We start from the raw sequence: 21,663 nt of genomic DNA on the forward strand, positions 1-21,663 counted from the left end.
GGGGGGGGGGGGGGGGGGCCCGGCCGCCCGCCCCCCCGGCGCCCGGCTCCAGAGCGTACCCAATTTCAGGGGCCTCTCAGGCCCGCGTCGCGACGTAGCCCCGGAGCAGCCCGCCGAGTTCCTTGACCCACCCGCGGAGGCTCAGGAACTCGGGCCGCTCGATGTCGCCGTCGCGGGTCACGAGGTAGACCGCGTCGGCGGCCGGGCACGCCGCGTCCCGTTCGGCCATCGCGCCCCACACCCCGCCGTCCACCAGCACCCAGTCGTACCACTGGCGGAGCTGCGCCAGCAGCTTCGGCATGTCGTCGCCGACCGCCCGAGCGGTCGCGTCGGTCACGTCCCCCGCGGCCAGGATCTGCATCGTGGGGACGGGCGACTGCTGGACCGCCCACGCGAGCGGGACGCGGTGTGACAGCACCTCGCAGAGCCCCGGGGCCGACTTCAGGGCCAGTTTCCCGGCCACGCCGGGGCGGTTCACGTTCGCGTCGACCACGAGGACGCGGGCCTTCCCCTCCTGGGCCAGCGTCACCGCGAGGTTCATGAGGACGGTCGTCGTGCCGGCCTCGGGGCTGGCGGCCGAGAACATCAGCACCCGGGAGGTCGCCTCGGGCAACTGCCGGCGGATGTCGTCGCGGAGGACGCGGTACTCGCCGCTGGTCGCGTGGTCCGGGTAGTGGAGCGCGACGAGGGAGGGGTCCGGGCCTTCCGAGCCGACCCGCGGGTGCCGCAGGCTCACGTCGTGGAACTTCACCGACAGGTACGCCGTTGCCGGCGGCGCGGCGGGCGCGGGCGGGGCCGCGGGGGCCGACGGCACGAGCCGCGGGAACGCCCGCGCCGGCTCCGGTTTCGGTTCGGGCTTGGGCTCGGCGGCGAGCTTCGGCGCGGCCGGGGTGAGCTTCGGCGCCGGGGCGGCGGGCCGCGGAGCGATCAGTACGGCCGGGGCGGCCCCCATCCCCGAGAACACGGGACCGGACGGCCCGCCGATCTCGATGAACGGGGCGTCCTCCGGGCTCTCCCAGCCGGACTCGTCGGCGCTCTCGGTGCTCGTCCCGGAGCTGCGTGCGACCCCAGTCAGCGCGTTGTATACCCGGCTCATTCCATGCCTCGTGTGAGTCGGTCAGGCGGTCCGCTTGTGTGTTGCACGATTCATCGACGCCGGGCCGTCGGTCGCTTCAACCTGCTTGGCCTCGGCGACCTTGCCGGGGTGCAGAAGAAGTACCGGTTCCGCGGCGTCGGCCGGTTCGTCCGAATCGACCGGCTCCAAATCGAGGCGGTCGAGCGACTCCAGGGCGGCCTCGACGTCCACGACCCCCGCCCCGCCCGCGGCCGCGAGTTCCAGGGCGAGCGCCGCGGCCCGGTTCAGGACCCGCGGGACGCCGTGGCACGCGCCGGCGATCAGCGTCAGCGCGTCGGCCTCGAACACGGCCTCCGGGTCGCCGCCCGCGGCCCGGAGCTGGTGGTTCAGGTACGCGGCCGACTCGGATGCGTTCAGGAGGTCGACCGCGGCGCGGGCGCCGATCCGCTGGGCGACCGCCTCGCACCCGGGGCCGCGCAGCCGCTCGCGGAGCGAGGGGTGGCCGACGAGCACGGTGAACAGCGCCCCGCCGCGGCGCGTCTCCAGGTTCCCGAGGAGCCGCAGCTCCTCGAGGGCCACCGGCCCGAGGTGCTGGGCCTCGTCGAGGACCAGCACGGTCGGGTAGCCCGAATCGGTCGCGGCGGTCAGCAGGCACTCGGTGACCGCGAGGCGCAGCTCCTGCTCCGTCAGCCCCTGGTAGGGCTTTCCGAGGTCGAAGAGCACCGCCTGGAGCAGCTCCGAGGGCGCCGCCGCCCGTGCCGAGGGGACGACCACCCGCGGCACGTCGGCCAGCAGGTGCTCGAGCCACTTGCGGCTCACGAGCGACTTGCCGCACCCGGTCGGGCCGTCGAGCAGGACGGCGGAGTCGCGGCGGGCGAACGCGCCGGCCACGGCGGCCAGGGCCGCCTCGTGCGACGGCGAGGGGAAGTAGGAGTCGGGATCAACCGCGGGCCGAAAGGGTTGACGGTCCAACCCAAAGCGCGACCAATCCATGGGGCCTCCTCCGTCCGTGCTGTGTGTCGGTGTCTGACGGGATCGGGAATGTCGGGCGTGCGGCGTGCGGCTCGGCACGCCCCTCGAGAGGCGGGGCGGTCTGGTTCGGCCGGTCCCGCGTGTCCTGTCGTGGCTCCCCACAAGCTCATCGGCGGCCGCGAGTGAGAGACTTGAACGGTTCGGCGCGACGATGCGGGTTGCGCCGACTCCAGTGATTCTCGGGGAAATTTCGTCCGCCCTGGCACGTGATTTCGTACTTGCGTACCCTGCCCCTGTGGGTGTATTTTGCCCGTGTCGCATGTGCCACCTGTGCCGCTTGTGACACACACACCGCTGCATGGAGGCAGTCGGACATGAGCATGACGCTCTCGTTGGTCGCCGCCGCCTGGGACTCGATCCGGGCCGCCGCTAAGCAGGGTCGCAACACTGACGCCCTTCACCAAACTCGCCAGCTCCTCGCTCGCCCCGACCTGCCCTCCTCCCTCGCGACCCAGGCCCACCGCCTCGCCGGCGAACTCTCCCTCGACAACGAGCGCTACGCCGACGCCCGCCGCCACCTGCGGGCCGCGCTCGCGCTCACCCCGGGGTGCGCGTACACGGCGCACCTGCTCGGGCTCGCGTTCGAGCGCGACCCGCAGGGCTGCGACCGCCGGGCGGTGATGGCCTTCCGCCGCGCCACCAGGCTCGACGCGGCCAACTGCCTGTACCGGGCCAGCTACGGTCGGGCGGCCCTCCGGTGCGGGAAAATCAAGCTCGGCCGGCGGGCCCTGCTCTCCGCGGCGAAGGCCGCCCCCAGCGACGTCGCGGTGCTCCGCGTCGTGGCCGAGGGGCTCCTGGAAGTCGGGGCGGTTCGGGCCGCGGATGCGGTGCTGAGTCGGGCGCAGTTCTTGCTCCCAACGAACCGCGTGCTGACGGTCCTCCGCGAGCGGGTCCGCTTCGCCGAGGCCCGACGGGACCAAGGGCGGACCGCACGGCACAGGCAAGATGCCGAACACGCCAAGGATGGCGGCCGTGCGGTCCTCCCCTTTATTCACCTCGTGACCGGCGGCGCCGCCGCCCCGGACCGAGAGGTCCTGGTCCGCCGCGACGTCGTGTCGTTCCCGCGGCCGCACTTCCCCAAGTTCCGCGCCCAGGGCCGCCGGTAAAACGAACGAGCCCCCGGCGCGCCGGGGGCTCTCGTGGGTAACGGGGTCACGTCACGGGCAGGTCTCGCAGGTCGGCACGCACACCGGGACGTACCGCTTCACGCACCGGGTGACCGTGTACGGCTCCATCGTGCAGGTCGTGTGCGGCACCATCCGGCAGTGCGTCTCGGGGACCACCTTGCAGGTGGTGTGCGGCACGTACCGCACCTTCTCCTCGCACACGTAGTTCACCCGGCACTGGCGGACGACGCACTGGCGCTGCTCGCAGACCATGCGGCACGTAGTGACCGGGACGTGCTTGACGCACTGCTCCTGCACGCACTCCTGCACGCACCGGGTCTCGTACCGGACGTGGTCCTCCTTCACCATTCGGCACACCTGGTACGGCACCTTGCGGCACACCTGGTACGGCACCGTGGTGCACTGCCGCCGGGTCTCGCACCGCACCCGCTGCTCGGGGACCATCTTGCACGTCGTGTACGGGACCTGGCAGGTCTTGACCTCGCACACCGTGTAGCACCGCTTCTGGGTCACCATCCGCACGCACGTCTCGGGGACCATGCGGCAGGTGGTGTAGGTGCAGTACCGGACGTGCTGCTCGGGCACCTTGTAGCACCGGTACCGGGTCTCGCACCGGACGTGGTGCTCGGGCACCATCTTGCACCTCGTGTACGGCGTGTAGCACACCTTCTCCTCGGGCACCTTGTAGCACCGGGTGCGGGTCTCGTACCGCACGCAGTGCTCGGGCACGGTGCGGCACACGGTCCGGGTGCAGGTCCGCATCTCGGTCCGGCAGACCTTGCGGCACACGGGCACCTGCACCGTGGTGCAGACCGGCTTGCACACGGTCCGGCACTCGCGGACGACGCGGCACTCCTCGCCCGGCACCCACACCTTGCGGCACACGGTCCGCGGCGGGCACTGGACCTGCTCCTTCACCACCGCCCCGGGGCAGTAGTGGCTCGTGCAGGTGCAGGGGTCGAACACGCAGGTGCCGGGCAGCCGGACGCACCGGGTGACGACCGGCCCGGGAATGCACTCGGTTACCGTCTCGTAGTGGCCGGTGCAGACCTTCACGATCTTCTCGGTGACGACCGGCTCCTGGACGTAGCTCACCCGCGTCTGCGGGACGTAGTCCACCACCGTGTCGTAGGTCGTGACCGGCACGCAGTACGTCTGCGTCTCGGGGACGGTCCGGTACGTCGTGTACGGGACCGCGACCTGGTACTGCTGGGTCTCGGTGCGGTACGTCACGTACCGGTGCTCGCGGACGTGCTGCTCGTACACCGGCTTCGTCACGCAGTACGGGATCTGCACCGTGTACGGCTCGGTGACGGTGCGGTACGTCGTGTACGGGACCGCCTTGACGTGCTGCTCGACCACCGGCCGCTGCACCGTGTACGTCACCGGCACCTGGAACTGCTCGACGACCGGCCGCTGCACCGTGTACGTGTGCTCGCGGACGTGGTGCTCGACCACCGGCTTCATCACGCAGTACGGCACCTGGACCGTGTACTCCTGCACGACCGGGCGGTAGCGGGTCTCGACCACGTCGCGCACGTGCGTCTCGTACACCGGCCGCGTGGTGCAGTACGGGACCGCGACCTGGAAGGTCCGCGTCACCGGGCGGTTCACGGTGTAGGTGCGGGCCTCGTAGTGCGTCTCCTGCACCGGCCGCTGCACCGTGTACGTGCGGACCGTGTCGAAGTGCTCGACGACCGGCCGCTGCACCGTGTACCGCTCGGGCACACAGGTGGTCTCCTGCACCGTGCGGTACGTGGTGTACGCCTCCGGCTGGTAGCACGTCTTGTACACGGGCCGGTAGCACACCTCATCGTGCCGCTCGACCACCGGCTGGTACTGGACGCAGGTGGGCTGCGGGCAGCACTGCTCCGGGGCCACGCACCGCTTCGGGTACCGGCACGCGCCGCAGTGGGCCGCCTGAGACGGGCCAGCGAATCCTAAGAGCCCCCCCAGTGCGAGGAGCCAGACCCCGAACGTCGTCCTCATGTCCGTACCCCCGCGCTGCGACTCGTGGATGCTGGGCCGGTGAGGATTCCCCCCTCCGCCGACCAGCACCGCAACTGTGCAGCACAGAACGCCGGGGCAACGGGCGGGTCGCCCGGTTCCCCGGGCTCCGCACAAGCCCGGGACCAGCGGAACCGGAGCCCACGGAGCGGGCGGCACGCGCCGCGGACGCGGCGGGTCCGGCGCGACCGGCACGGCCGGCGCATGCGGACCGTGCGCGAACGGAAATGTCCTCAGAACCTCGTCAGCCCGGTGCCGCGGCGGGCGCCGGCGCTTCCGCCCCGCGGAGCAGCGCCCACCCGCACCACAGCCAGAGGATGAACACGAGCGCGGTCTCCCAGGGGTAGTTGACCCCCGTGTCGACGCGCACCTGCGGGGTCGCCACCGCGGTCGCGCCGTCGGCCCCGGTCGCGACGCGGGCGTAGTACCCGAACCCGAGCGTCCCCTGGAGTTCCATGCCGCTCACCGCGTTCTCGTACACGACCAGGAGCGCGACGAGCGTCAGCGGGACCGACGAGACGTACCCGATCGCGCGCGGCCCGAGTGCGCCGCGTTCGAGAGTTGGAACTGGGAGCGCACGCGCCGCCGCGAAGGGCGGGGCCGGGGCGAGGGCCAGGCCGAACGCCGGGGTGCGGAGGAGCCGGGCCGGGTCCGCGAGCAGGCACGCGCAGCCCGCCGCGGCGAGGAGCGCGTCGTAGTACATGAACCGGTAACACGTCAGGTACGCGCCGAAGAACAGGAACGCGATGCCGATCCCGGTCCACCGCGTGCGGTCGCCGCGCTTGACGAACACCACAACGGTCGTGGCGAGGATCGCGCCCCAGAGCGACCACGCGAGGTACTTCGCCAGTGGGGTGTCGCGCTCCGCCTCGGGCAGCGAGAAGTCGTGCAGGACGCGCCGGGGCACGCCCTGCACGTCGCGGCTCAGGTTGATCCAGTTCTGGTTGACGTTGTACAGCTCCGCGGCCTCGCGACCGACCGTGAGCCAGTCGAGCCACGTGTGGACCCCCACGAACGGCACGGTCGCGGCGGCCAGGCCGCACCCGGTGAGCACCATCGCGGCGCAGAACCGCCACCGTCGCGTGAGCACGGGGACGAGGAAGAACGCGAGCCCCCAGACCGGCTTGAACGCGAACAGCCCCCACACCGCCCCGCCGGCCGCGGCGTACCCGCGCGACGCCAGCGCCCAGCCCCACACGGCGATCGCGAGGGTCAGGGTCGGGTTCTGGCCGAGGTCGAGCCCGGCCCGCGTCCCCGGGAACAAGAACAGCGCGGCGGTCGCCACCGGCCACGGGACGCGGCCGCGCGACAGGACCGTTACGCCGCGCGCGGCCATGAGGACCGTCAGAACCGCAATGACCTGGAACACCTGGTACGCGACCCGCGGCCGCTCGATCAGGCCGAGCGGCGCGTACAGAAATGCGTGGACCGGCGGGTACAGCGGGCCGCCGACCGCCGGCGCGCTCACCTTCGCGACGACCTCGGGTTTCACCACGTCGGCCGCGAACCCGACCTGCGCTGCCGTCAGGAGCGGGTTACCGAACAGGTCGGGGCCGAGGGCCGCGACGCTCGCGCCGCCAACGTCCCGCCACTCGGTCGGGTCGCGGCCCATGAACCAGTACATCAGGTTGTCGGTGTCGTGCCGGACCGTCTCGTCGGGCTTCGCCCACTTCCGCTCGGACCCGGGGCGGAGCGCGTCCTCGCGGGCGACCGGCGTCTCGTCCTCGACGGGGAACGCCGCCCGCACCACCTCCCACTGCCGCTGCCGGTGGTACAGCTCGCGCGCGTGGCCCGTGACCACCATGCGGCCCATCACCCACTGGCCGCCGAAGTCGATCTGGACGTGCCCGCCGTTGCCGTCGGCCCGCTTCCGCTCGTCGGGGAGCTTGCGGGAGTCGTTGAACCAGACGAGCGCGTGCCACAGGAAGAACGCGCCGACGCCGGCGGCGGCGAGCCACAGCAGAGCCCCGACGGCCCGCGGGGTTCCGAGCCACGCCCAGTAGCGCAGCGGGACGACGTAAGTGGACTGCTCACCCGGTGACGGCACGCTCGGTCCTCGCGTCTTCGACGATTCGCGAGGGGTGTTCTACGACCGCGTGGCGGGAAAGGTGAACGGCCGGCGGGAGGGCTAGGCGGCGGGTGTCGGCCCATTCCTGGGCCGCGGCGGTCAGCCGGTCCAGTTCGCCCTGGACCCGGAGGACGTGCGGCGCGAGTGCGTCGGCGTGTAGCCCGGGGGGCACGCTCAGCGGCTCCCCGAACAGGCACCGCACCCGGGAGAACGGCCGCGGCACCGCGAACGCGTCCCAGCTCCGCATCCGCCACGGGTGGCGGTAGCCCACGCCGATGGGGACGATCCGCAGGCCGGTGCGGGAGGCGAGGTACGCGATGCCGGGCTGCACGACGCGGCGCGGCCCGCGGGGGCCGTCGGGCGTGACCGCGAGGTGCCCGGTGTCGGCGCGCAGCAGCTCGCGCACGGCCGCCACGCCGCCGCGGCTCGTCGACCCGTGGACGACGCGCATCCCCGTCGCCCCGATCAGGCCACTCAGGAGCTGCCCGTCGGCGTGCCGGCTCACCAGGGCCGAGACGCCCGGGTTGCCGAACTTGGCGATCGGAATCAGGAAGTTCTCGTGCCAGAGCGCGTAGATGAACGGCTCGCGCTCGGGGGGCTGGAGCGGGTCGGCCGGGACCGGGCCGAGCGAGCGGTGGTCGAACCGGAGCGACGCCGACAGGGAGCGGACGATGGTGGTGCCGACGAGCCCCGCAACGGCGATCATCCGGCGGTCACGAATTTTCATCCCGGCGTCCTGCCGTCTCGGGGTCAAGCTGGCCATTCCCCGGTAAACACCTCGGTTGCCGGGCCCGTCTTATACACGCAGTTGTCGGCCTCGGACCAGTGCAGTTCGAGGTCGCCGCCCGGCAGGTGCGCGACCAACTTCCGGTCAGTGCGGCCCGTCAGAACGCCGGCCACGCCCACGGCGCACGCGCCGGTGCCGCACGCCAGCGTGATGCCGCTGCCCCGCTCCCACGTCCGCATCGTCACCTCGCCGCGGGAGTGGACCCGCACGAAGTGCGCGTTCACCCGCCGCGGGAACGCGGCGTGGTTCTCGATCTGCGGCCCGAACTCGGCCACGAGGTCGCGCTTGCCGACGAAAAAGTCCTCGCCGACGAAGAACACCGCGTGCGGGTTCCCCATCGACACGCACGTCGCCTCGAACCGCACCCCCTGCAGGCTCAGCTTGGCGTTCACCGGCGGGTCGCCGGGGAGCGTCGTGGGGATGTCGGCCGCCTTGAGGATCGGCTCGCCCATGTTCACCCGGACCCGGCTGACCTTGTCGTTCTTCAGTTCCAGGTCCACGGTGAGCACGCCGCGGCCCGTCTCGATGGCCAGCCGGGGCTTGCGGGCGATGCCCTTGTCGTACACGAACTTCGACACGCACCGCAGCCCGTTGCCGCACATCTCGGACTCGGACCCGTCGGCGTTGAACATCCGCATCCGCGCGTCGGCCCGCTCGCTGGGGCACACCATGATGAGCCCGTCGGAGCCGATGCCGAAGTGCCGGTCGCTGACGGCCCGGCTCAGCGCTGCGGGGTCGGCCGGCGGCGGGTTGCGGACGCAGTCGAGGTAAACGTAGTCGTTCCCGATCCCGTGCATTTTCACGAACTGCATGGCGCGAGCCCCTGGGTGGTTCCGCCGATTTTAGTCGGTCCGGGGGAGTCGAAAAGCTCAGAACGGCACGCACCGTGCGAGCCTACAATCCCGGTATGGTGAAAACGGCACCGCGACCGAGAACGATTTCCCTGGCCCGCGAGCCCGACGGGCGCGGCATCGGCGTGTTCTACATCACCAACGGTTGGGACTCGCAGTTCTACACGTTCCGCGAGATCCCGTGCGAGATCGGCGGCCGCGGGTTCGCCGTCCACCGCCTCGGAATGGGCACGCTCTACCACGTCCGTGTGGGCGGGCCCGAGGAGCGCTCGTGCGAGTGCCTCGGGTTCCTACGGTGGGGCCACTGCAAGCACGTCTCGGGGCTGGCGGCCCTCATTCAGCAGGGGCGGCTGCCGGAGCGAGCCACCCCGCGATCGCGCCCTCCAGCTCCGCCGCGAACTTGCTCCTCGGCATGACCCGGTCGCACCCGGCCGCTCGCGCCGCCTTCAGCGTCTCGGCCTCGACGTGCGACCCATAGGCGATCACCCGCGGGAGCGCCGGACCCGCAGCCTTGAGTTGCACGAGGAAGTCCGTCAGGTCCAGGCCGGGGGTCTGCAGATCGACGATGACGCACGCCGGCGGCGACTGCCGCGCGAGCGCCAGCGCGTCGGCCGGCGACTTCGCCTGCCGCACCGCGAACCCGGCGGCGCGTGCCGAGCCCGAGATGCGGCTGAAGAAGATCAGGTCGTCGCCGAGTGCGATTCCGTGAGGCGTCACTTCTTGTCCTCTTTCTTCTCGTCCTTCTTCTCGCCGAGCCCCTGCGAGTCGAGCAGGATCTTGAGCGCGTCGGCGAGGCCCGCGTCGAACTTCTTCTCGCCCAGGTTCTTCAGGAGCGTCTGCTTCACCTTGGTCGCGACCTCGTCGGGGAGCTTCTTGCTGGCGGCTTCGGCGAGGACGACGTACAGCGACCCGGGGTTCTTGTTCACCACGATGTAGAGGCCGACCATCTTCTCGGTCTTGAGCCGGCCCTCGGCGAAGTCGCGGAGCACCTTCGTGCGGTCGGCGGCGCTCATCGCCTTGAGCTTGGCCGCGTCCTGGTTCGGAATCGTGTCGTACGTCTCGATCAGGAGGTCGAGCCCCTTCTCCTTCAGGAGCTTGTCCGCGGCCGGTTGGACCTTGGCGAACGCCTCCTCGGAGAAGAACTTCGCCTCGTCCTTGCTCTTGAGGGCCGCGTCGCGGTGCGGCTTCGCGGGCTCCTTGCCCTTCTCCTTCTCCTTGACCTGTGGGACCGCGGCGACCGTCTCGGTAGAGCGGAGCGCCTGCACCGAGCGCCGGTTGAGGAGCCGCTTCACTTCTGAGAGGTCGATGAACGTGCTGAGGAGCTGCGCGTCGAGCGCCCCGCCCTGCGTGACGCCGACGAGTTGGCCCTTGTCGTTGACGAGCGGCCCCCCGCTGTCGCCGGGGTTGGTCGGGGAGTCGGTCTCGATCACCTTCGCCTCGAAGGTCAGCACCGTGCGCTCGTCGAGCTTGGCGCGCCACTTCTTGCTGTACACCTGCCGCACCTTGCCCGGCGTGTAGACCCACAGCGCCCCGCTCTTCCCGGGGTTGCCGATGGAGTGGACCGTCTGCCCCGGGTCGGGGCTCTCGGCCGCGAGCGGCAGCGCCGGAACGCCGTCGGGTACCTTGTCGATGCGGACGAGCGCGAGGTCGCCCTCCTTGTCGATCTCGACCACGTCCCCCGGGACACCCAGGCGGTTGGCGTTGTCGAGGTAGTGCTTGCGGTCGGAGAGCGCCCGCGCGTCCCGCCCGTAGTCGGGGAAGAACACGGTCGCTCGCTTCACGTCGCCGACGACGTGGTAGTTGGTCAGCACGAGGCGGCGGCCCTTGTCGACGAGCGTGCCGGTGCCGGTCGCGAGCCGGCCGTTCCCGCGGTCCGAGTGGACCCACACCGTCGACCGCAGCACGTCGCGGTACACCCCGGACCCGACGTCGGCCGGTGCGGGGGCGGTCGGCGGCTCGGCCGCCGGCCGGGCGGGCGCGACCGGAGCGGCGGCGGCGAGGAGTGCGAGAGCGAGGAGCCTGGACATGGGAGTTCCCGTGAGTGGCCGACCCACGAATTGTACCGCCGCGGCCCGCGTCCGAAGGGCGAGAAATTCCGGGCTCCCGAGCTTGCGACCGTCCGAACCGCGGTTGATAATCCGGCAACTCGACCGCCCTTCCCTTCTCAGCGAGTCGTCAAATGGCCAAGCAAACCGCGAAGGCACCCAAGAAGAAAACGACGCCCAAAACACCCACCGCGGCGGCCCCCGCTCCTGCCGCGACCGTCACGGCACCGGCACCTGCGACCAAACCAAAGCCCGCGAACATCGGCGAGTTCCTGGCGAAGCTGGCGCGGGCCACCGACCCGGCAAAGCTCGACAAGGCGACCGCGATGCTCCGGGCCGAGCGGTTCAAGCTGTTCGCGAAGGTCGCGGACGACCACCTCGTCGGCATCGTGAAGAGCCAGTCGAGCCCCGACCTGGTGTACTCGTGCCGGCTCGCGAGCGACGGGAGCTACGCCTGCTGCACGCAGAACCTCAACATCTGCGGGGGGCTCCGCGGGTCGCCGTGCAAGCACCTGCTGGTGCTGGTCGTCGGGCTGGCGAAGGCCGGCGAACTCGACCCCGCAACGGCCCACGACTGGACCCAGGCGTCCCGCACGAAGAAGGCCGTGCTCGACAAGGACGCGATGGCGGCCACGTTCCTCCAGTACAAAGGTGCCGAGGCCGGCGAGGTCGACTGGCGGCCGACCGAAACCATCCCCGAAGACTTCTACGCGATGTGAGGCCCACCCGTGGCGAAGAAGCTCCCCGCGACGCCGGCCAAGAAGGCGGCGGCGAAGAAGCCCGCGGCCAACAAACCCGCTCCGAGCGCGCCCCCAAAGCCGAAGGTGGACTGGGCGGCCGTGCTCCGGTCCGGCCCTGACGGCGTGAAGAAGTGGAACAAGCTCACCGTCGCCGAGCGAACGACCGCGAAGCTCGCGAAGTACGACCTCGCGAACGCCGACTTGAGCGGGATCAACTTGCGCGGCCTCCGGCTCAACAAGCTCCACGCGCCGGGGGCGAAGTTCGTCGGCGCGAACCTCGGCGACACCTGGATGGAGGGCGCAAACCTTCGCGGGGCCGATTTCACCGGGGCGACGATGCGGTCGTTCGGCGGGCACGGGTCCGACTTCACCGGGGCCAGACTCGCGGGGAACGACGCACGCGAGAGCGGGTTCCCGAAAGCCACCCTCGCCGCCGCCGACCTGACCGGTACGAACCTCACGGACTCCGACCTGCTGGGCACCGACTTCTCCGACGCCGCGTTGACCGGGGCGGCATTGAGCGGGTGCGTGTTCGACCAACACACCAAGTGGCCTGCGGGGTTCGTCATCCCGGGCGAGGCGCTGTGGTCCGGCAAAGGGACCGACCCGCGGCTGAGCGGCAAGGGGAAGAAGGCCGTCGCCTCCGACATCAACGGGCTGATGGCCCGGCTCCACGTGAACATCGATGAACGGCGCATGAAGCGGGTGCTCGACATGCTCAAGAAGGAGCGGAACCAGATCTTCAGCGAGGTCGAGCCGACGCTCGTTCGTGGGATCGTGAAGAGCCAGCGCGACATCGACACCGTGTACTCGTGCGTCCTCACCGACGACGGCACCTACTCGTGCTGCACACCGGACATGTCGCAGTGCATGGGCCTCGCCGGCGAGCCGTGCAAGCACCTTCTCGTCCTCGTAATCGGGCTCGCGCGGGCCGGCCAGTTCGAGCCGACGACCGCCGACAAATGGCTCGTCGCGGCGAACAAGAAGGGGCCGCGCTGGAACAAGACCGTGCAGAGCCACATGGCCGACTCGCTCCTGAAGTACAAGGGCGTGCAGGCCGGCGAGGTCGACTGGCGGCCGACCGAGACCATCCCCGAAGACTTTTACTCCGCGTGAGCCGTGGACGAGATCGCCGAACTCCGCGACGCGCTCGACCGGCTCCACGCCGCGATGGACGACCTCGTCGTTCGCGGGGTGCGGTCCGCCGGCGCGACCGAGATCGCCAAGCTCGCGGCGCTCCGCGACGAGTTCCGCACCGCCGGGGCCGAGCACCTCGCGGAGAAGGTCGGCACGCTGCTCGACGCGGTGAAGGACGGCGACCGGGCCGCCGCTCCGGCCCTCATGCGGGCGGTCACCACGTTCCGACTGTTCGACCGGATGCTGACGCTCGAAGTCGCAAAGGCGCACCTGACCCCGCCCGAAGACCCCGACGCGGAGGAGTAGCCGTGCTGCCGCCCGCCGCCGACCGCCCCAAACTTCAGGCGACGTTCGCCCAACTCAGCGCCGCGGTCGAGGACCTGCTGCTCGGCGGCCTCACCACCGCGACGGACGCGACGAAGCAGACAATCCACAACGCGCTCCAGGAGGCGGCCCGGTTCCGGCTCCTCCGGTTCGGCGGCACCATGCGGACCGTCGTGGACGACCTCGCCCGCTTCGCGAAGCACGACCCGACCCTCTCGCGCCGCCGGCTCACGCTCTTCCTCAACCGGGCGTGGCTCCAGTCGCGGGGGCTGGCCCACGCCCTCCAGGTCGGCGACGAGGCGCTGTTCGATCGGCTGAACTGGACCCCGCCGGCCCGCCCGGTCACCGCGGTCGAGGTCGTGTGCCTCGGGGTCGCCAAGAAGGTCACCGCGTCGGTGGTGATCTTCGACTTCCGCCTCCGGGCGGTCGCGGCCGCGGGGCCGGTGGCGGCCGGTCAGCGGCTCAGTTGGTCCGCGGTGTTCCCCGTGAAGCCGGGCCAGGACATTCCGCCTGAGGGGTTCCTGCACCTGCCGCAGAAGCAGAAGTTCGCGCTCACCGCACTTCTCGAACGCAAGTCGATCACGGTCACGAGCGCCACCGTGTCGGGCGATGACGCGGAGTTCGCACGGCTGTCGCTGACCGAGGCGAGCACCGTCACACTGAATAAGCCGTTCGCGGACTGGGGCCGGTTCCTAGCGTGGTCGCCCGACGGCGCGCTCGCGCGACTGGAGAAGCACGCCGCCGGCCCGCTCGACCTCGAAACCGAACTACAGGAAGAAGTGGTGTTGCGCGACTACGAGATCGGCGCACCGGCGAGCGGCGACGAGCCCGGTCAGACGGCGTACCCGATTATCGCCGGGCACCTGACCCTGCACGCAGTTGTCGGGGCGGGCGTCGAGGGCAAGGCGCTCAAGAAGGGTCTCGACGACCTGCGGAAGCTGAAGAAGGGCCGCCCGCCGCTGTTCGGGCTGATGCACTACGAGCGGTGCCGGCTGGTGTTCCAGCCGCTCGCGACCTTCCCCGCGAGCGGCCCCGACTACGTCACGATCTCCAAAGAGAGTGTGAACAAGGCCACGCTGCTCAAGGCGCTGAACTTCAACTAACTTCCCGAAGCCCCGCGTCGCGACGCGGGGACTTGCAACTGACAGTAAACAAATGGCCAAGAAACCCGCACCCGCTGCTCCCCAGTCCACCACAGCCGACGTTCTCCGCGAGCCGGCCGAGGTGCGGTACGCCGACCAGCTCGAAGCGCTGCGGCAGAACGACGCCGATGCGCCGCCGAGCAACTGGCGGATGTCGCCGCGGTCGGTGCTGCTGTACATCGTCGGCGGAAAGACGCTGAAGGCGACGATCAGCGGCAAGACGACCGAGGTGCCGATCACGCGGAAGTTCTTCGGCGACGACGGCATCGTCGAGCGCGCCATTGTGACGCTCGCGTCGGAGCGGGCGCTGCTGCTCGTCGGCGAGCCGGGGTGCGGGAAGAGCTGGCTGTCCGAGCACCTCGCGGCCGCGGTGTGCGGAACGTCGCTGCTCACGATCCAGGGCACCGCCGGCACCACCGAGGAGCACGTCAAGTATTCGTGGAACATCGCCCGCGTCATCGCCGAGGGGCCGACGCCGCAGAACATGATCCCGTCGCCGACGATGGTCGCGATGCGGGCCGGCGGCCTGCTCCGGTTCGAGGAACTCACCCGGTGCGTGCCCGACGTGCAGGACTCGCTCGTCTCGATCCTGTCCGACAAGGCGGTCGCGGTGCCGGAACTGCCGAACGACAACATGGTGTTCGCGAAGCCGGGGTTCAATGTCATCGCCACCGCGAACACCCGCGACCAGGGCGTGAACGAGCTGTCGGCCGCACTCAAGCGCCGGTTCAACTACGTCTACATCCCCATCATCGGCGACCAGAAGACCGAGGTGAAGCTCGTGCAGCAGCGCTCGGCCGAGTTGCTGGAGCGGTACAACCTTCCCATGAAACTCAGCCCGTCGGTGATCGAGTTGCTCGCCACGGTGTTCCGCGAGATCCGCAACGGCAAATCGACCGACGGGGTGAGCCTCAAGAAACCGAGCACGCCGATGTCCACCGCCGAGGCGATCGGCGTCGCGCTCGACGCGGCGCTGCACTCGCGGTTCTTCGGGGCCGGCGAGGTCGGCCCCGCGGACATCGCCCGCAACATGGTCGGTGCCGTCGTGAAGGAGGACCAGGAGGACAAGGTCGCGCTCAAGGAGTACGCGACGCTCGTCGCCAAGAAGCGCGCCGCGAAGGACAAGAGCTGGAAGGACTTCCACGAGGCGCTCGTCGAACAATTGTGAGCGTCGGCCGGGTTTCCGGTGGGAGGGATTTGAGGAGCCGCCCAGGCGCTCGACTGGCGTCGTCCGCTGGCACCTCAGCGGCACAACAGAAGTTCATTGAAGAAGTTGCGGCGGCCAAACGCGCGGAAGCGTTAATCTAACGAACTTTCTTCCGGACGGTTAATATGGTTCCGGAGTTCAAAAATTGATTCCGGAGGTGGGGTGGGGGTGTTGTCCGGAATCAATGAGAAAACGCGATCATGACCAAGAGTACCCTTCGCGACGCCGGGTTGGACGCCGCCGAGGTCGGTCGGCGCGTCGAGGCCGTGCTGGCCGATGCGCTGCACTGGTTCCCGGTGCGGCACCACTCGCCGAACACCGCCCGGCACGTCCGCGCCGCGATCGCGGCCCGCGAGCCGAAAGTGATCTTCATCGAGGGACCGCACGAGGCGAACCACCTCGTGCCGTTCATCACGGACAGCGCGACTGCCCCGCCGGTCGCCATCTACTCGTCGTACCGCGACGACAACAACGTTCTCGGCCTGAACGGCGTTTCCAGCGCCGCCGCAGACATCCCCGCACGGTTCGCGGTGTGGTACCCGCTCGTGCCGTACTCGCCCGAGTACGTCGCGATGAAGGCCGCCGCCGAACTTGGGGCCGAGGTCGTGTTCATCGACCTGCCGCACCACGCGCTCATCAAGCCGCAGGGCGAGGGCGAGGGGGCTCCGCCGCCCGAGCCGACCGAGGACCGGCTCATCACCACGTCCGGCTTCTACCGGCACCTCGCCGAGGCCGCGGGGTACAAGTCGTGGGACGAGGCGTGGGACTCGCTGTTCGAGAACCCGCACGACACGGACCACGAAGCGTTCCGCCGCGAACTCGCGACGTTCTGCTGCGCCGCCCGCATGACCTCGGACCACGCCGCCGAGCAACTCGAAGGCACCGTCGAGCGCGAGCGGCACTTCCTCAAGGTGATCCGCGAGACGCTCGCCGCGAAGAAGCTGAAGCCCGAGCAGGCGATGGTCGTGTGCGGCGGGTTCCACCTGTTCCTCGACCGCAGCGACCGCGTCGCGCCCCCGCCCTGCCCCGACGGAACGGTGTACACCACGGTCGTTCCGTACTCGTACTTCCGCATCTCGGAGATGTCCGGCTACGGGGCCGGGAACCGCGCCCCGCAGTTCTACCAGACGTGCTACGACCTCACGTTGGCGGGCCGCGCCGGTGACGTCGCGCTGGACCACGCCATCACGGTGCTGCGGCAGGTGCGGAAGGCCGGCGATCCGCTCTCGACGGCCGACGCCATCGCGATCACGCACCACGCCGGGATGCTCGCCCGGCTCCGCGGCCGCGCACACCCGACGCTCGACGACGTACACGACGCGCTCGTCACCTGCTGCTGCAAGGGGAACCCGGCCGAGGAGGGCACGAAGCTCCTCGCGGCGATGGACGCGGCCGGCGTCGGCACCCGCATCGGGAAGGTCACCGCGAAGCTCGGCCGGCTGCCGATCGTCAACGACTTCCACACGCAACTCGCGGACCTCGACCTGGGCGAGGTGCTCGGCAAGGAAAAGAAGCTCGCGCTGAAACTCGACAAGCGCGAACCGCTCGCGGCGCGGCGGTCGGCGTTCCTGCACCGCGTCGCGTTCCTCAAGGTGCCGTTCGCCGCGATGACCAGCGCCGGCGGCGACTTCTCGGGCACGCTGTTCCGCGAGGACTGGCAGCTCAAGTGGGACCCGAAGACCGAGCCGCACCTGATCGAGCAGAACCTGTACGGCGACACCGTCGAGGCGGCCGCACTCGGGCGGCTCCAGGAGGAGATGGCGAAGGTCGGCACGCATGCGGGCAAGACGTGCGAGCAGTTGGTCGAAGCGGTCAACATGGACGTGCCCGACCTCGTGCAGTCGGCGGCCGACGCCTCCGGGGCCGCGATCGACGCCGACCCGTCGTTCGTGTCGCAGGCCGTCGCGCTCCAGCACCTCGGGCACCTCGACCAGTTCGCCGCGTTCCGCGGGCTGCGCCGCGACACGCTCGATGACCTGCTCACCCGCTGCTACGACCGCGCGTGCTTCGCGCTCCCCGACGCCGCGAGCGCCCCGGAGCAGGAGCAGCAGCACGTGGTCGATTCACTGATTTCGGTCGCCGAGGTGGTGCAGCGAGCCGAGAAGGCCCGGTTCGACCGCTCGCTGTTCGCGGAGGCGGCACGGACCGCAGCGGGCGTGTCCACGGTGCCGTTCCTTCGGGGCGCGTTCCTCGGCTTGCTTTGCGAGATCCGCGAATTGCCGGCCGAGGCGCTCGCCGCGGAAGTGTCGGGGTTGGCTCGCGCCGCACCGTCCGTGATGGTAACCGCGGGAGACCTGCTCGACGGCATGCTCGCGGTGTCGCGGACGTCCGTGATGCTCGGGGCCGAGGCGCTCGTCGGTGCGGTGGACGAGTTATTGAAGGCCGCCGACTGGGAGTCGTTCCTCGTCATGCTCCCCCGCCTGCGGGCCGCCATCGAGCGACTTGGCCGCTCGCAGAAGGAGTCGCTCGCGGGCACGGTCGCCAAGCGCTACGGCCTCGGGGGCCACGAAGAGGTCACCGCGATGCCCGGCGGCCTGAGCGCCACGGCGCTCGTCGCGCGCCTCGACTCGGCCGTCGCCACCACCCTGAAGGTCTGGCCACTGTAAGCATCCGATCTAACCACAGAGACACAGAGACACAGAGAAGCCAGGTGAACGTCAGTGATTGAAGCAATCCTCCTTTGGTTTTCTCTGTGTCTCCGTGCCTCTGTGGTTAATCCTCTTGGGTGAATCTTCCATGAACGATCCGCACACGCTCGCCCGGTGGCGTCTCGTCCTCGGTAAGGTCGCCGAGCAGCAGGGGATCACCTGCGCGGGCGACGGCGACGCCGAGCGCGTCGAGCAACTCGTCGGGTTCCTGTTCGACGAGGGCGGCAAGGGGAAGCCCAACCGCCGGCGGCACGGGGAGCGCGGGGCCGGCGGCGAGTCGGAGGGGCTCACCGTTCCCGAGTGGGTGGAGGGGGTGAACGAACTGTTCCCCAACCAGTCGAAGGAGGTCATGCAGAAGGAACTCGTGCGCCGCCGCGGCATCGCCGAGTTGCTGGAGAAGCCCGAACTGCTGGAGAAGATCGAGCCGAGTCTGGAACTCGCCAAGACCCTGATGACGCACCGCGACCTGATGAACCCGAAGACCCGCGTGCTGGCCCGCAAGATCATCGATCAGGTCGTGGAGGAGCTGAAGCGGAAGATGCAGGTGCAGGTCGAGCAGACGATCATCGGCGCTATCCGCAAGGACCGGCACTCGCCGCGGAAGGTGTTCCGCAACCTCGACGTGAAGACCACGCTCCGCCAGAACCTCAAGAACTTCGACCGCGAGTCCGGCAAGCTCCTGGTGGACCGCGTGTTCTTTTACGCCGCCGAGCGGAAGAAGAAGCCGTGGCACATCGTGGTCGTCGTCGATCAGTCGGGCTCGATGCTGGAAAGCACGGTGTTCTCGGCGATCATGGCGTCGATCTTCGCGGAACTCCCCGCGATGAAGACGTCGCTCGTCCTGTACGACACCCGCGTCGTGGACCTCTCCGACAAGCTCGGCCAGCCGGTGGACGTGCTGATGAAGGTGCAACTCGGCGGCGGCAACGACACCGCCCTGGCGCTCAAGTACGCGACGAACCTGATCCGCCAGCCGGCCCGCACCATCCTCGTGCTCATCAGCGACTTCTACGAGGGCGACGGCCCCGCGGAGAAGGCGATGGTCGACCAGGTGAAGTACCTCGGCGACTGCGGGGTACGGCTGATCGGCCTCGCGGCCCTGGGGTACGACGCGCGGCCGTTCTACAACAAGCCGACCGCAACGAAGCTCAAGAAGGTCGGCATGGACGTGCTGGTCTGCACCCCCGAGAAGCTCGCCGAGTGCATGGCCGAGATCATCCGCGGCTGAGTGCCGCCGCGGGCCGGCGGCCGTACCATGCTCGTATGACGGGAACACCCCTTCTGTTCGTGGTCGCCGCGGTCGCGTGGGTCGGTCATGCCTGCATCTGGACAGTGCTCCTCAGCAACCTGTTCGGCCGCCCGCTCCCGAAACCGTTCCTCAAGGCGTGGCGGCTCGTCACGGCGGTGGTCATCCTCGCGTTCCTCCAGATGTGCTGGTGGCTGCTCACGCACCCGTTCACGTTCATCGACGGTCTGCTCGCGTCGCGGCCCGCGTGGCCCGACCCCACCGACGCGCTCGGGTTCGGCTACGTCGGCGTGTGCCTCGTGGTCGGGGGGCTCGTCTTCCCCGCGATCACCGTGCTGCGGTTCGTCCGCAAGCCGCCGGCGTGCCTCGTCTCCGAAACGACCCGCACGCGCGACCTGTGGGCCGAGTGCGGCGAGCCGCTCATCGGTGATGGGAAGATGCCCTACGTCGCGCGGCTCCCGGGCAACCAGATCTTCCGCGTGGACTTCACCGAATCGACGCTCGCCCTGCCCGACCTGCCGCCCGAGTGGGAGGGGCTGACGATCCTCGTCGTGAGCGACGTCCACTTCCACGGCACGCCGTCGCGGCTGTTCTTCGACCGCGTCGTCGACGACATCCTGACCGGCCCGACGCCCGACCTCGTCTGTCTCATCGGCGACTACGTCGATACCGACACGCACCGCGAATGGATCGGCCCGGTGCTCGGGCGGCTCTCGGCGACAGGGGTGAAGCTCGCGATTCTCGGCAACCACGACAAGCACCACCACCCGCAGCAGGTTCGCGCCGCACTGACCGACGCGGGGTACGCCGTTGTGGGAAACGGGTGGCAAACCGTGACGGTCCGCGGGGTGCCGTGCGTTGTCGTGGGTCACGAGGGGCCGTGGTTCGTGCCGCCGCCGGACCTCACCGGCACGCCCGCGGAGCTGTTCCGTCTTTGCCTGAGCCACACGCCGGACAACTTCTACTGGGGCGTCGCAAACCAGATCGATCTGATGCTGTGCGGGCACGTCCACGGCGGCGGGATCCGCGTGCCGGTGATCGGGTCGATCTTCGTGCCGAGCGTGTACAGCCGGCGGTTCGACCAGGGGGTGTTCGAGCGCGCCGGAACGGTGATGGTGGTGAACCGCGGGCTCAGCGGGAAGGAGCCGCTCCGGTTCCGGTGCAACCCGCAGGTGATGCGCCTCACGCTCACCCGCGGCGTCAGGCGTTGAGCGTGCCGATAATGTCGGAGACCCGCTCGGCCCCGAGGAGCCGCAGCGCGTCGGGCAGCGCTTCGGCGATCCGCACGCTCGCGGTCGGGTCGTAGAAGTTTGCCGTGCCGACCTGGACCGCACTCGCGCCGGCGACGAGGAAGTCCATCGCGTCGTCGAGCGTTGCGATGCCGCCCACGGCGACGATCGGGACCGCCTTCAGCTTCGCGATGCGCCACACGGCCCGCAGAGCGAGCGGCTTGATCGCCGGGCCGCTCAGCCCGCCGGTCACGTTACCCAGGATCGGCTTCCGCCGCCGCCAGTCCACGGCCATCCCGACGAACGTGTTCACCGCACTCACCGCGTCCGCACCGCCGTCGGCCGCGGCCCTCGCGATCAGGGTGATGTCGGTGACGTTCGGCGTCAGCTTCGCGAGCAACGGTATGTTGGGGCACGCGTCGCGGCACCTTCGCACGATGCGCTTCGTCACCTCGGGGTCGGTCGCGAAGTCGAGCCCGCCGGACACGTTCGGGCACGACAGGTTCAGTTCCAGCCCCGCGAGCCCCTGCCCCGCCTCGGCGACGCGGGCCGCCATCGCGACGAACTCCTCCTCGGTCTTCCCGGCGATGTTGCCGATGGCCGCGGTCGGGAGCGTGCGCAGGTACGGCAGGTGGTGGCCCAGAAAGTGTTCGAGGCCGTCGTTGTCGAGGCCGATGGCGTTGAGCATGCCGGACGCGGTTTCGACCGTCCGCGGCGGCGCGTTGCCGGCCCGCGGGGCCTGCGTCACCGTCTTGGGGACGACGCCGCCGAGCTTCGCGAAGTCCACGAAGTGCGTCATCTCCCGGGCGTACCCGAACGTGCCCGAGGCCACGAGAACGGGGTTGCGGAGCGTCAGGCGGCCGAGCGTCACGGACAGGTCGGGCATCTCTCGAGTCTCACCTGGGGGAAAGCTCTCACCAATTTCTCACGGCCGGAGCAGTCCTCCGCCCGCGGGATCGGGGTTTAGCGAGGTGTGCCCCGCACCACCGACAACGGAG

18 protein-coding genes are annotated in these 21,663 nt (G+C 70.0%); 9 read left to right on the forward strand and 9 right to left on the reverse strand.

Features of this window, described 5'->3' with window-relative positions:
- Nucleotides 1-76: 76 nt before the first annotated feature.
- Together ACTIGN_RS24930 and ACTIGN_RS24935 are read right to left on the reverse strand one after the other, a co-directional pair.
- The gene (locus ACTIGN_RS24930) at nt 77-1,096 is read right to left on the reverse strand and encodes a CpsD/CapB family tyrosine-protein kinase (RefSeq protein ID WP_439628944.1); all 1,020 of its coding nucleotides are present in this window, start codon (nt 1,094-1,096) and stop codon (nt 77-79) included.
- A gap of 21 nt (nt 1,097-1,117) precedes the next feature.
- Nucleotides 1,118-2,068: an ExeA family protein gene (locus ACTIGN_RS24935; RefSeq protein ID WP_439628946.1), complete on the reverse strand. Its 951-nt coding sequence runs from the start codon at nt 2,066-2,068 to the stop codon at nt 1,118-1,120.
- A gap of 359 nt (nt 2,069-2,427) precedes the next feature.
- Between ACTIGN_RS24935 and ACTIGN_RS24940 the strand changes: the two genes are divergently transcribed.
- Complete coding sequence (locus tag ACTIGN_RS24940; RefSeq protein WP_439628948.1) at nt 2,428-3,213, forward strand: hypothetical protein; 786 nt, start codon at nt 2,428-2,430, stop codon at nt 3,211-3,213.
- A gap of 51 nt (nt 3,214-3,264) precedes the next feature.
- On the opposite strand, the gene ACTIGN_RS24945 is transcribed toward ACTIGN_RS24940, so the two are convergent.
- The 6 genes from ACTIGN_RS24945 to ACTIGN_RS24970 form a co-directional block, all read right to left on the reverse strand.
- On the reverse strand, nt 3,265-5,223 hold the full coding sequence (locus tag ACTIGN_RS24945; RefSeq protein WP_439628950.1) for a hypothetical protein: 1,959 nt from the start codon (nt 5,221-5,223) through the stop codon (nt 3,265-3,267).
- A gap of 262 nt (nt 5,224-5,485) precedes the next feature.
- On the reverse strand, nt 5,486-7,288 hold the full coding sequence (locus tag ACTIGN_RS24950; protein ID WP_439628952.1) for a glycosyltransferase family 87 protein: 1,803 nt from the start codon (nt 7,286-7,288) through the stop codon (nt 5,486-5,488).
- Nucleotides 7,272-8,036 carry a lysophospholipid acyltransferase family protein gene (locus ACTIGN_RS24955; protein ID WP_439628954.1) on the reverse strand — a complete coding sequence of 255 codons (765 nt, stop codon included), beginning with the start codon at nt 8,034-8,036 and terminating at the stop codon, nt 7,272-7,274. The genes ACTIGN_RS24950 and ACTIGN_RS24955 overlap by 17 nt, the downstream gene beginning before the upstream one ends.
- Before the next feature lie 23 nt (nt 8,037-8,059).
- The gene (dapF, locus tag ACTIGN_RS24960) at nt 8,060-8,908 is read right to left on the reverse strand and encodes a diaminopimelate epimerase (RefSeq protein ID WP_439628956.1); all 849 of its coding nucleotides are present in this window, start codon (nt 8,906-8,908) and stop codon (nt 8,060-8,062) included.
- Between the two features lie 372 nt (nt 8,909-9,280).
- A complete protein-coding gene (locus ACTIGN_RS24965) occupies nt 9,281-9,664 on the reverse strand; it encodes a response regulator (protein WP_439628958.1) in 384 nt (127 codons plus the stop codon).
- On the reverse strand, nt 9,661-10,974 hold the full coding sequence (locus ACTIGN_RS24970) for a trypsin-like peptidase domain-containing protein (RefSeq protein WP_439628960.1): 1,314 nt from the start codon (nt 10,972-10,974) through the stop codon (nt 9,661-9,663). Before ACTIGN_RS24970 ends, ACTIGN_RS24965 begins: the two co-directional genes overlap by 4 nt.
- A 152-nt stretch (nt 10,975-11,126) precedes the next feature.
- Between ACTIGN_RS24970 and ACTIGN_RS24975 the strand changes: the two genes are divergently transcribed.
- From ACTIGN_RS24975 to ACTIGN_RS25010, 8 genes are all read left to right on the forward strand, one after another.
- Nucleotides 11,127-11,711 (forward strand): hypothetical protein, encoded by a 585-nt coding sequence (locus ACTIGN_RS24975; protein WP_439628962.1) that lies wholly within the window; start codon nt 11,127-11,129, stop codon nt 11,709-11,711.
- 9 nt (nt 11,712-11,720) lie between these two features.
- Complete coding sequence (locus ACTIGN_RS24980) at nt 11,721-12,848, forward strand: pentapeptide repeat-containing protein (RefSeq protein WP_439628964.1); 1,128 nt, start codon at nt 11,721-11,723, stop codon at nt 12,846-12,848.
- 3 nt (nt 12,849-12,851) lie between these two features.
- Entirely contained in the window at nt 12,852-13,175 is a 324-nt protein-coding gene (locus tag ACTIGN_RS24985; protein ID WP_439628966.1) for a hypothetical protein, read from the forward strand.
- Between the two features lie 2 nt (nt 13,176-13,177).
- Nucleotides 13,178-14,296, forward strand: coding sequence for a hypothetical protein (locus ACTIGN_RS24990; RefSeq protein WP_439628968.1), 1,119 nt, complete (start codon nt 13,178-13,180; stop codon nt 14,294-14,296).
- A gap of 52 nt (nt 14,297-14,348) precedes the next feature.
- Nucleotides 14,349-15,503: an AAA family ATPase gene (locus ACTIGN_RS24995; RefSeq protein WP_439628970.1), complete on the forward strand. Its 1,155-nt coding sequence runs from the start codon at nt 14,349-14,351 to the stop codon at nt 15,501-15,503.
- Between the two features lie 239 nt (nt 15,504-15,742).
- On the forward strand, nt 15,743-18,148 hold the full coding sequence (locus ACTIGN_RS25000; protein WP_439628972.1) for a DUF5682 family protein: 2,406 nt from the start codon (nt 15,743-15,745) through the stop codon (nt 18,146-18,148).
- Nucleotides 18,149-18,278: 130 nt separating this feature from the next.
- Entirely contained in the window at nt 18,279-19,418 is a 1,140-nt protein-coding gene (locus ACTIGN_RS25005) for a VWA domain-containing protein (protein WP_439628974.1), read from the forward strand.
- A 35-nt stretch (nt 19,419-19,453) separates the two neighbouring features.
- Nucleotides 19,454-20,647 (forward strand): metallophosphoesterase, encoded by a 1,194-nt coding sequence (locus tag ACTIGN_RS25010; RefSeq protein WP_439628976.1) that lies wholly within the window; start codon nt 19,454-19,456, stop codon nt 20,645-20,647.
- Here ACTIGN_RS25010 and ACTIGN_RS25015 read toward each other — a convergent pair.
- A complete protein-coding gene (locus ACTIGN_RS25015; protein ID WP_439628978.1) occupies nt 20,637-21,551 on the reverse strand; it encodes a dihydroorotate dehydrogenase in 915 nt (304 codons plus the stop codon). The two genes, ACTIGN_RS25010 and ACTIGN_RS25015, sit on opposite strands and share 11 nt — an antisense overlap.
- Nucleotides 21,552-21,663 lie beyond the last annotated feature (112 nt).

Source organism: Gemmata sp. (genome assembly GCF_051859125.1).
Taxonomy (GTDB): domain Bacteria; phylum Planctomycetota; class Planctomycetia; order Gemmatales; family Gemmataceae; genus Gemmata.

What these genes read in the sequence shown, in the direction of transcription:
- ACTIGN_RS24930 (WP_439628944.1), bottom strand. Translation starts at nt 1,096, where the DNA reads ATGAGCCGGGTATACAACGCGCTGACTGGGGTCGCACGCAGCTCCGGG.
- ACTIGN_RS24935 (WP_439628946.1), bottom strand. Translation starts at nt 2,068, where the DNA reads ATGGATTGGTCGCGCTTTGGGTTGGACCGTCAACCCTTTCGGCCCGCG.
- ACTIGN_RS24940 (WP_439628948.1), top strand. Translation starts at nt 2,428, where the DNA reads ATGACGCTCTCGTTGGTCGCCGCCGCCTGGGACTCGATCCGGGCCGCC.
- ACTIGN_RS24945 (WP_439628950.1), bottom strand. Translation starts at nt 5,223, where the DNA reads ATGAGGACGACGTTCGGGGTCTGGCTCCTCGCACTGGGGGGGCTCTTA.
- ACTIGN_RS24955 (WP_439628954.1), bottom strand. Translation starts at nt 8,036, where the DNA reads ATGAAAATTCGTGACCGCCGGATGATCGCCGTTGCGGGGCTCGTCGGC.
- dapF (WP_439628956.1), bottom strand. Translation starts at nt 8,908, where the DNA reads ATGCAGTTCGTGAAAATGCACGGGATCGGGAACGACTACGTTTACCTC.
- ACTIGN_RS24970 (WP_439628960.1), bottom strand. Translation starts at nt 10,974, where the DNA reads ATGTCCAGGCTCCTCGCTCTCGCACTCCTCGCCGCCGCCGCTCCGGTC.
- ACTIGN_RS24975 (WP_439628962.1), top strand. Translation starts at nt 11,127, where the DNA reads ATGGCCAAGCAAACCGCGAAGGCACCCAAGAAGAAAACGACGCCCAAA.
- ACTIGN_RS24995 (WP_439628970.1), top strand. Translation starts at nt 14,349, where the DNA reads ATGGCCAAGAAACCCGCACCCGCTGCTCCCCAGTCCACCACAGCCGAC.
- ACTIGN_RS25000 (WP_439628972.1), top strand. Translation starts at nt 15,743, where the DNA reads ATGACCAAGAGTACCCTTCGCGACGCCGGGTTGGACGCCGCCGAGGTC.
- ACTIGN_RS25005 (WP_439628974.1), top strand. Translation starts at nt 18,279, where the DNA reads ATGAACGATCCGCACACGCTCGCCCGGTGGCGTCTCGTCCTCGGTAAG.
- ACTIGN_RS25010 (WP_439628976.1), top strand. Translation starts at nt 19,454, where the DNA reads ATGACGGGAACACCCCTTCTGTTCGTGGTCGCCGCGGTCGCGTGGGTC.
- ACTIGN_RS25015 (WP_439628978.1), bottom strand. Translation starts at nt 21,551, where the DNA reads ATGCCCGACCTGTCCGTGACGCTCGGCCGCCTGACGCTCCGCAACCCC.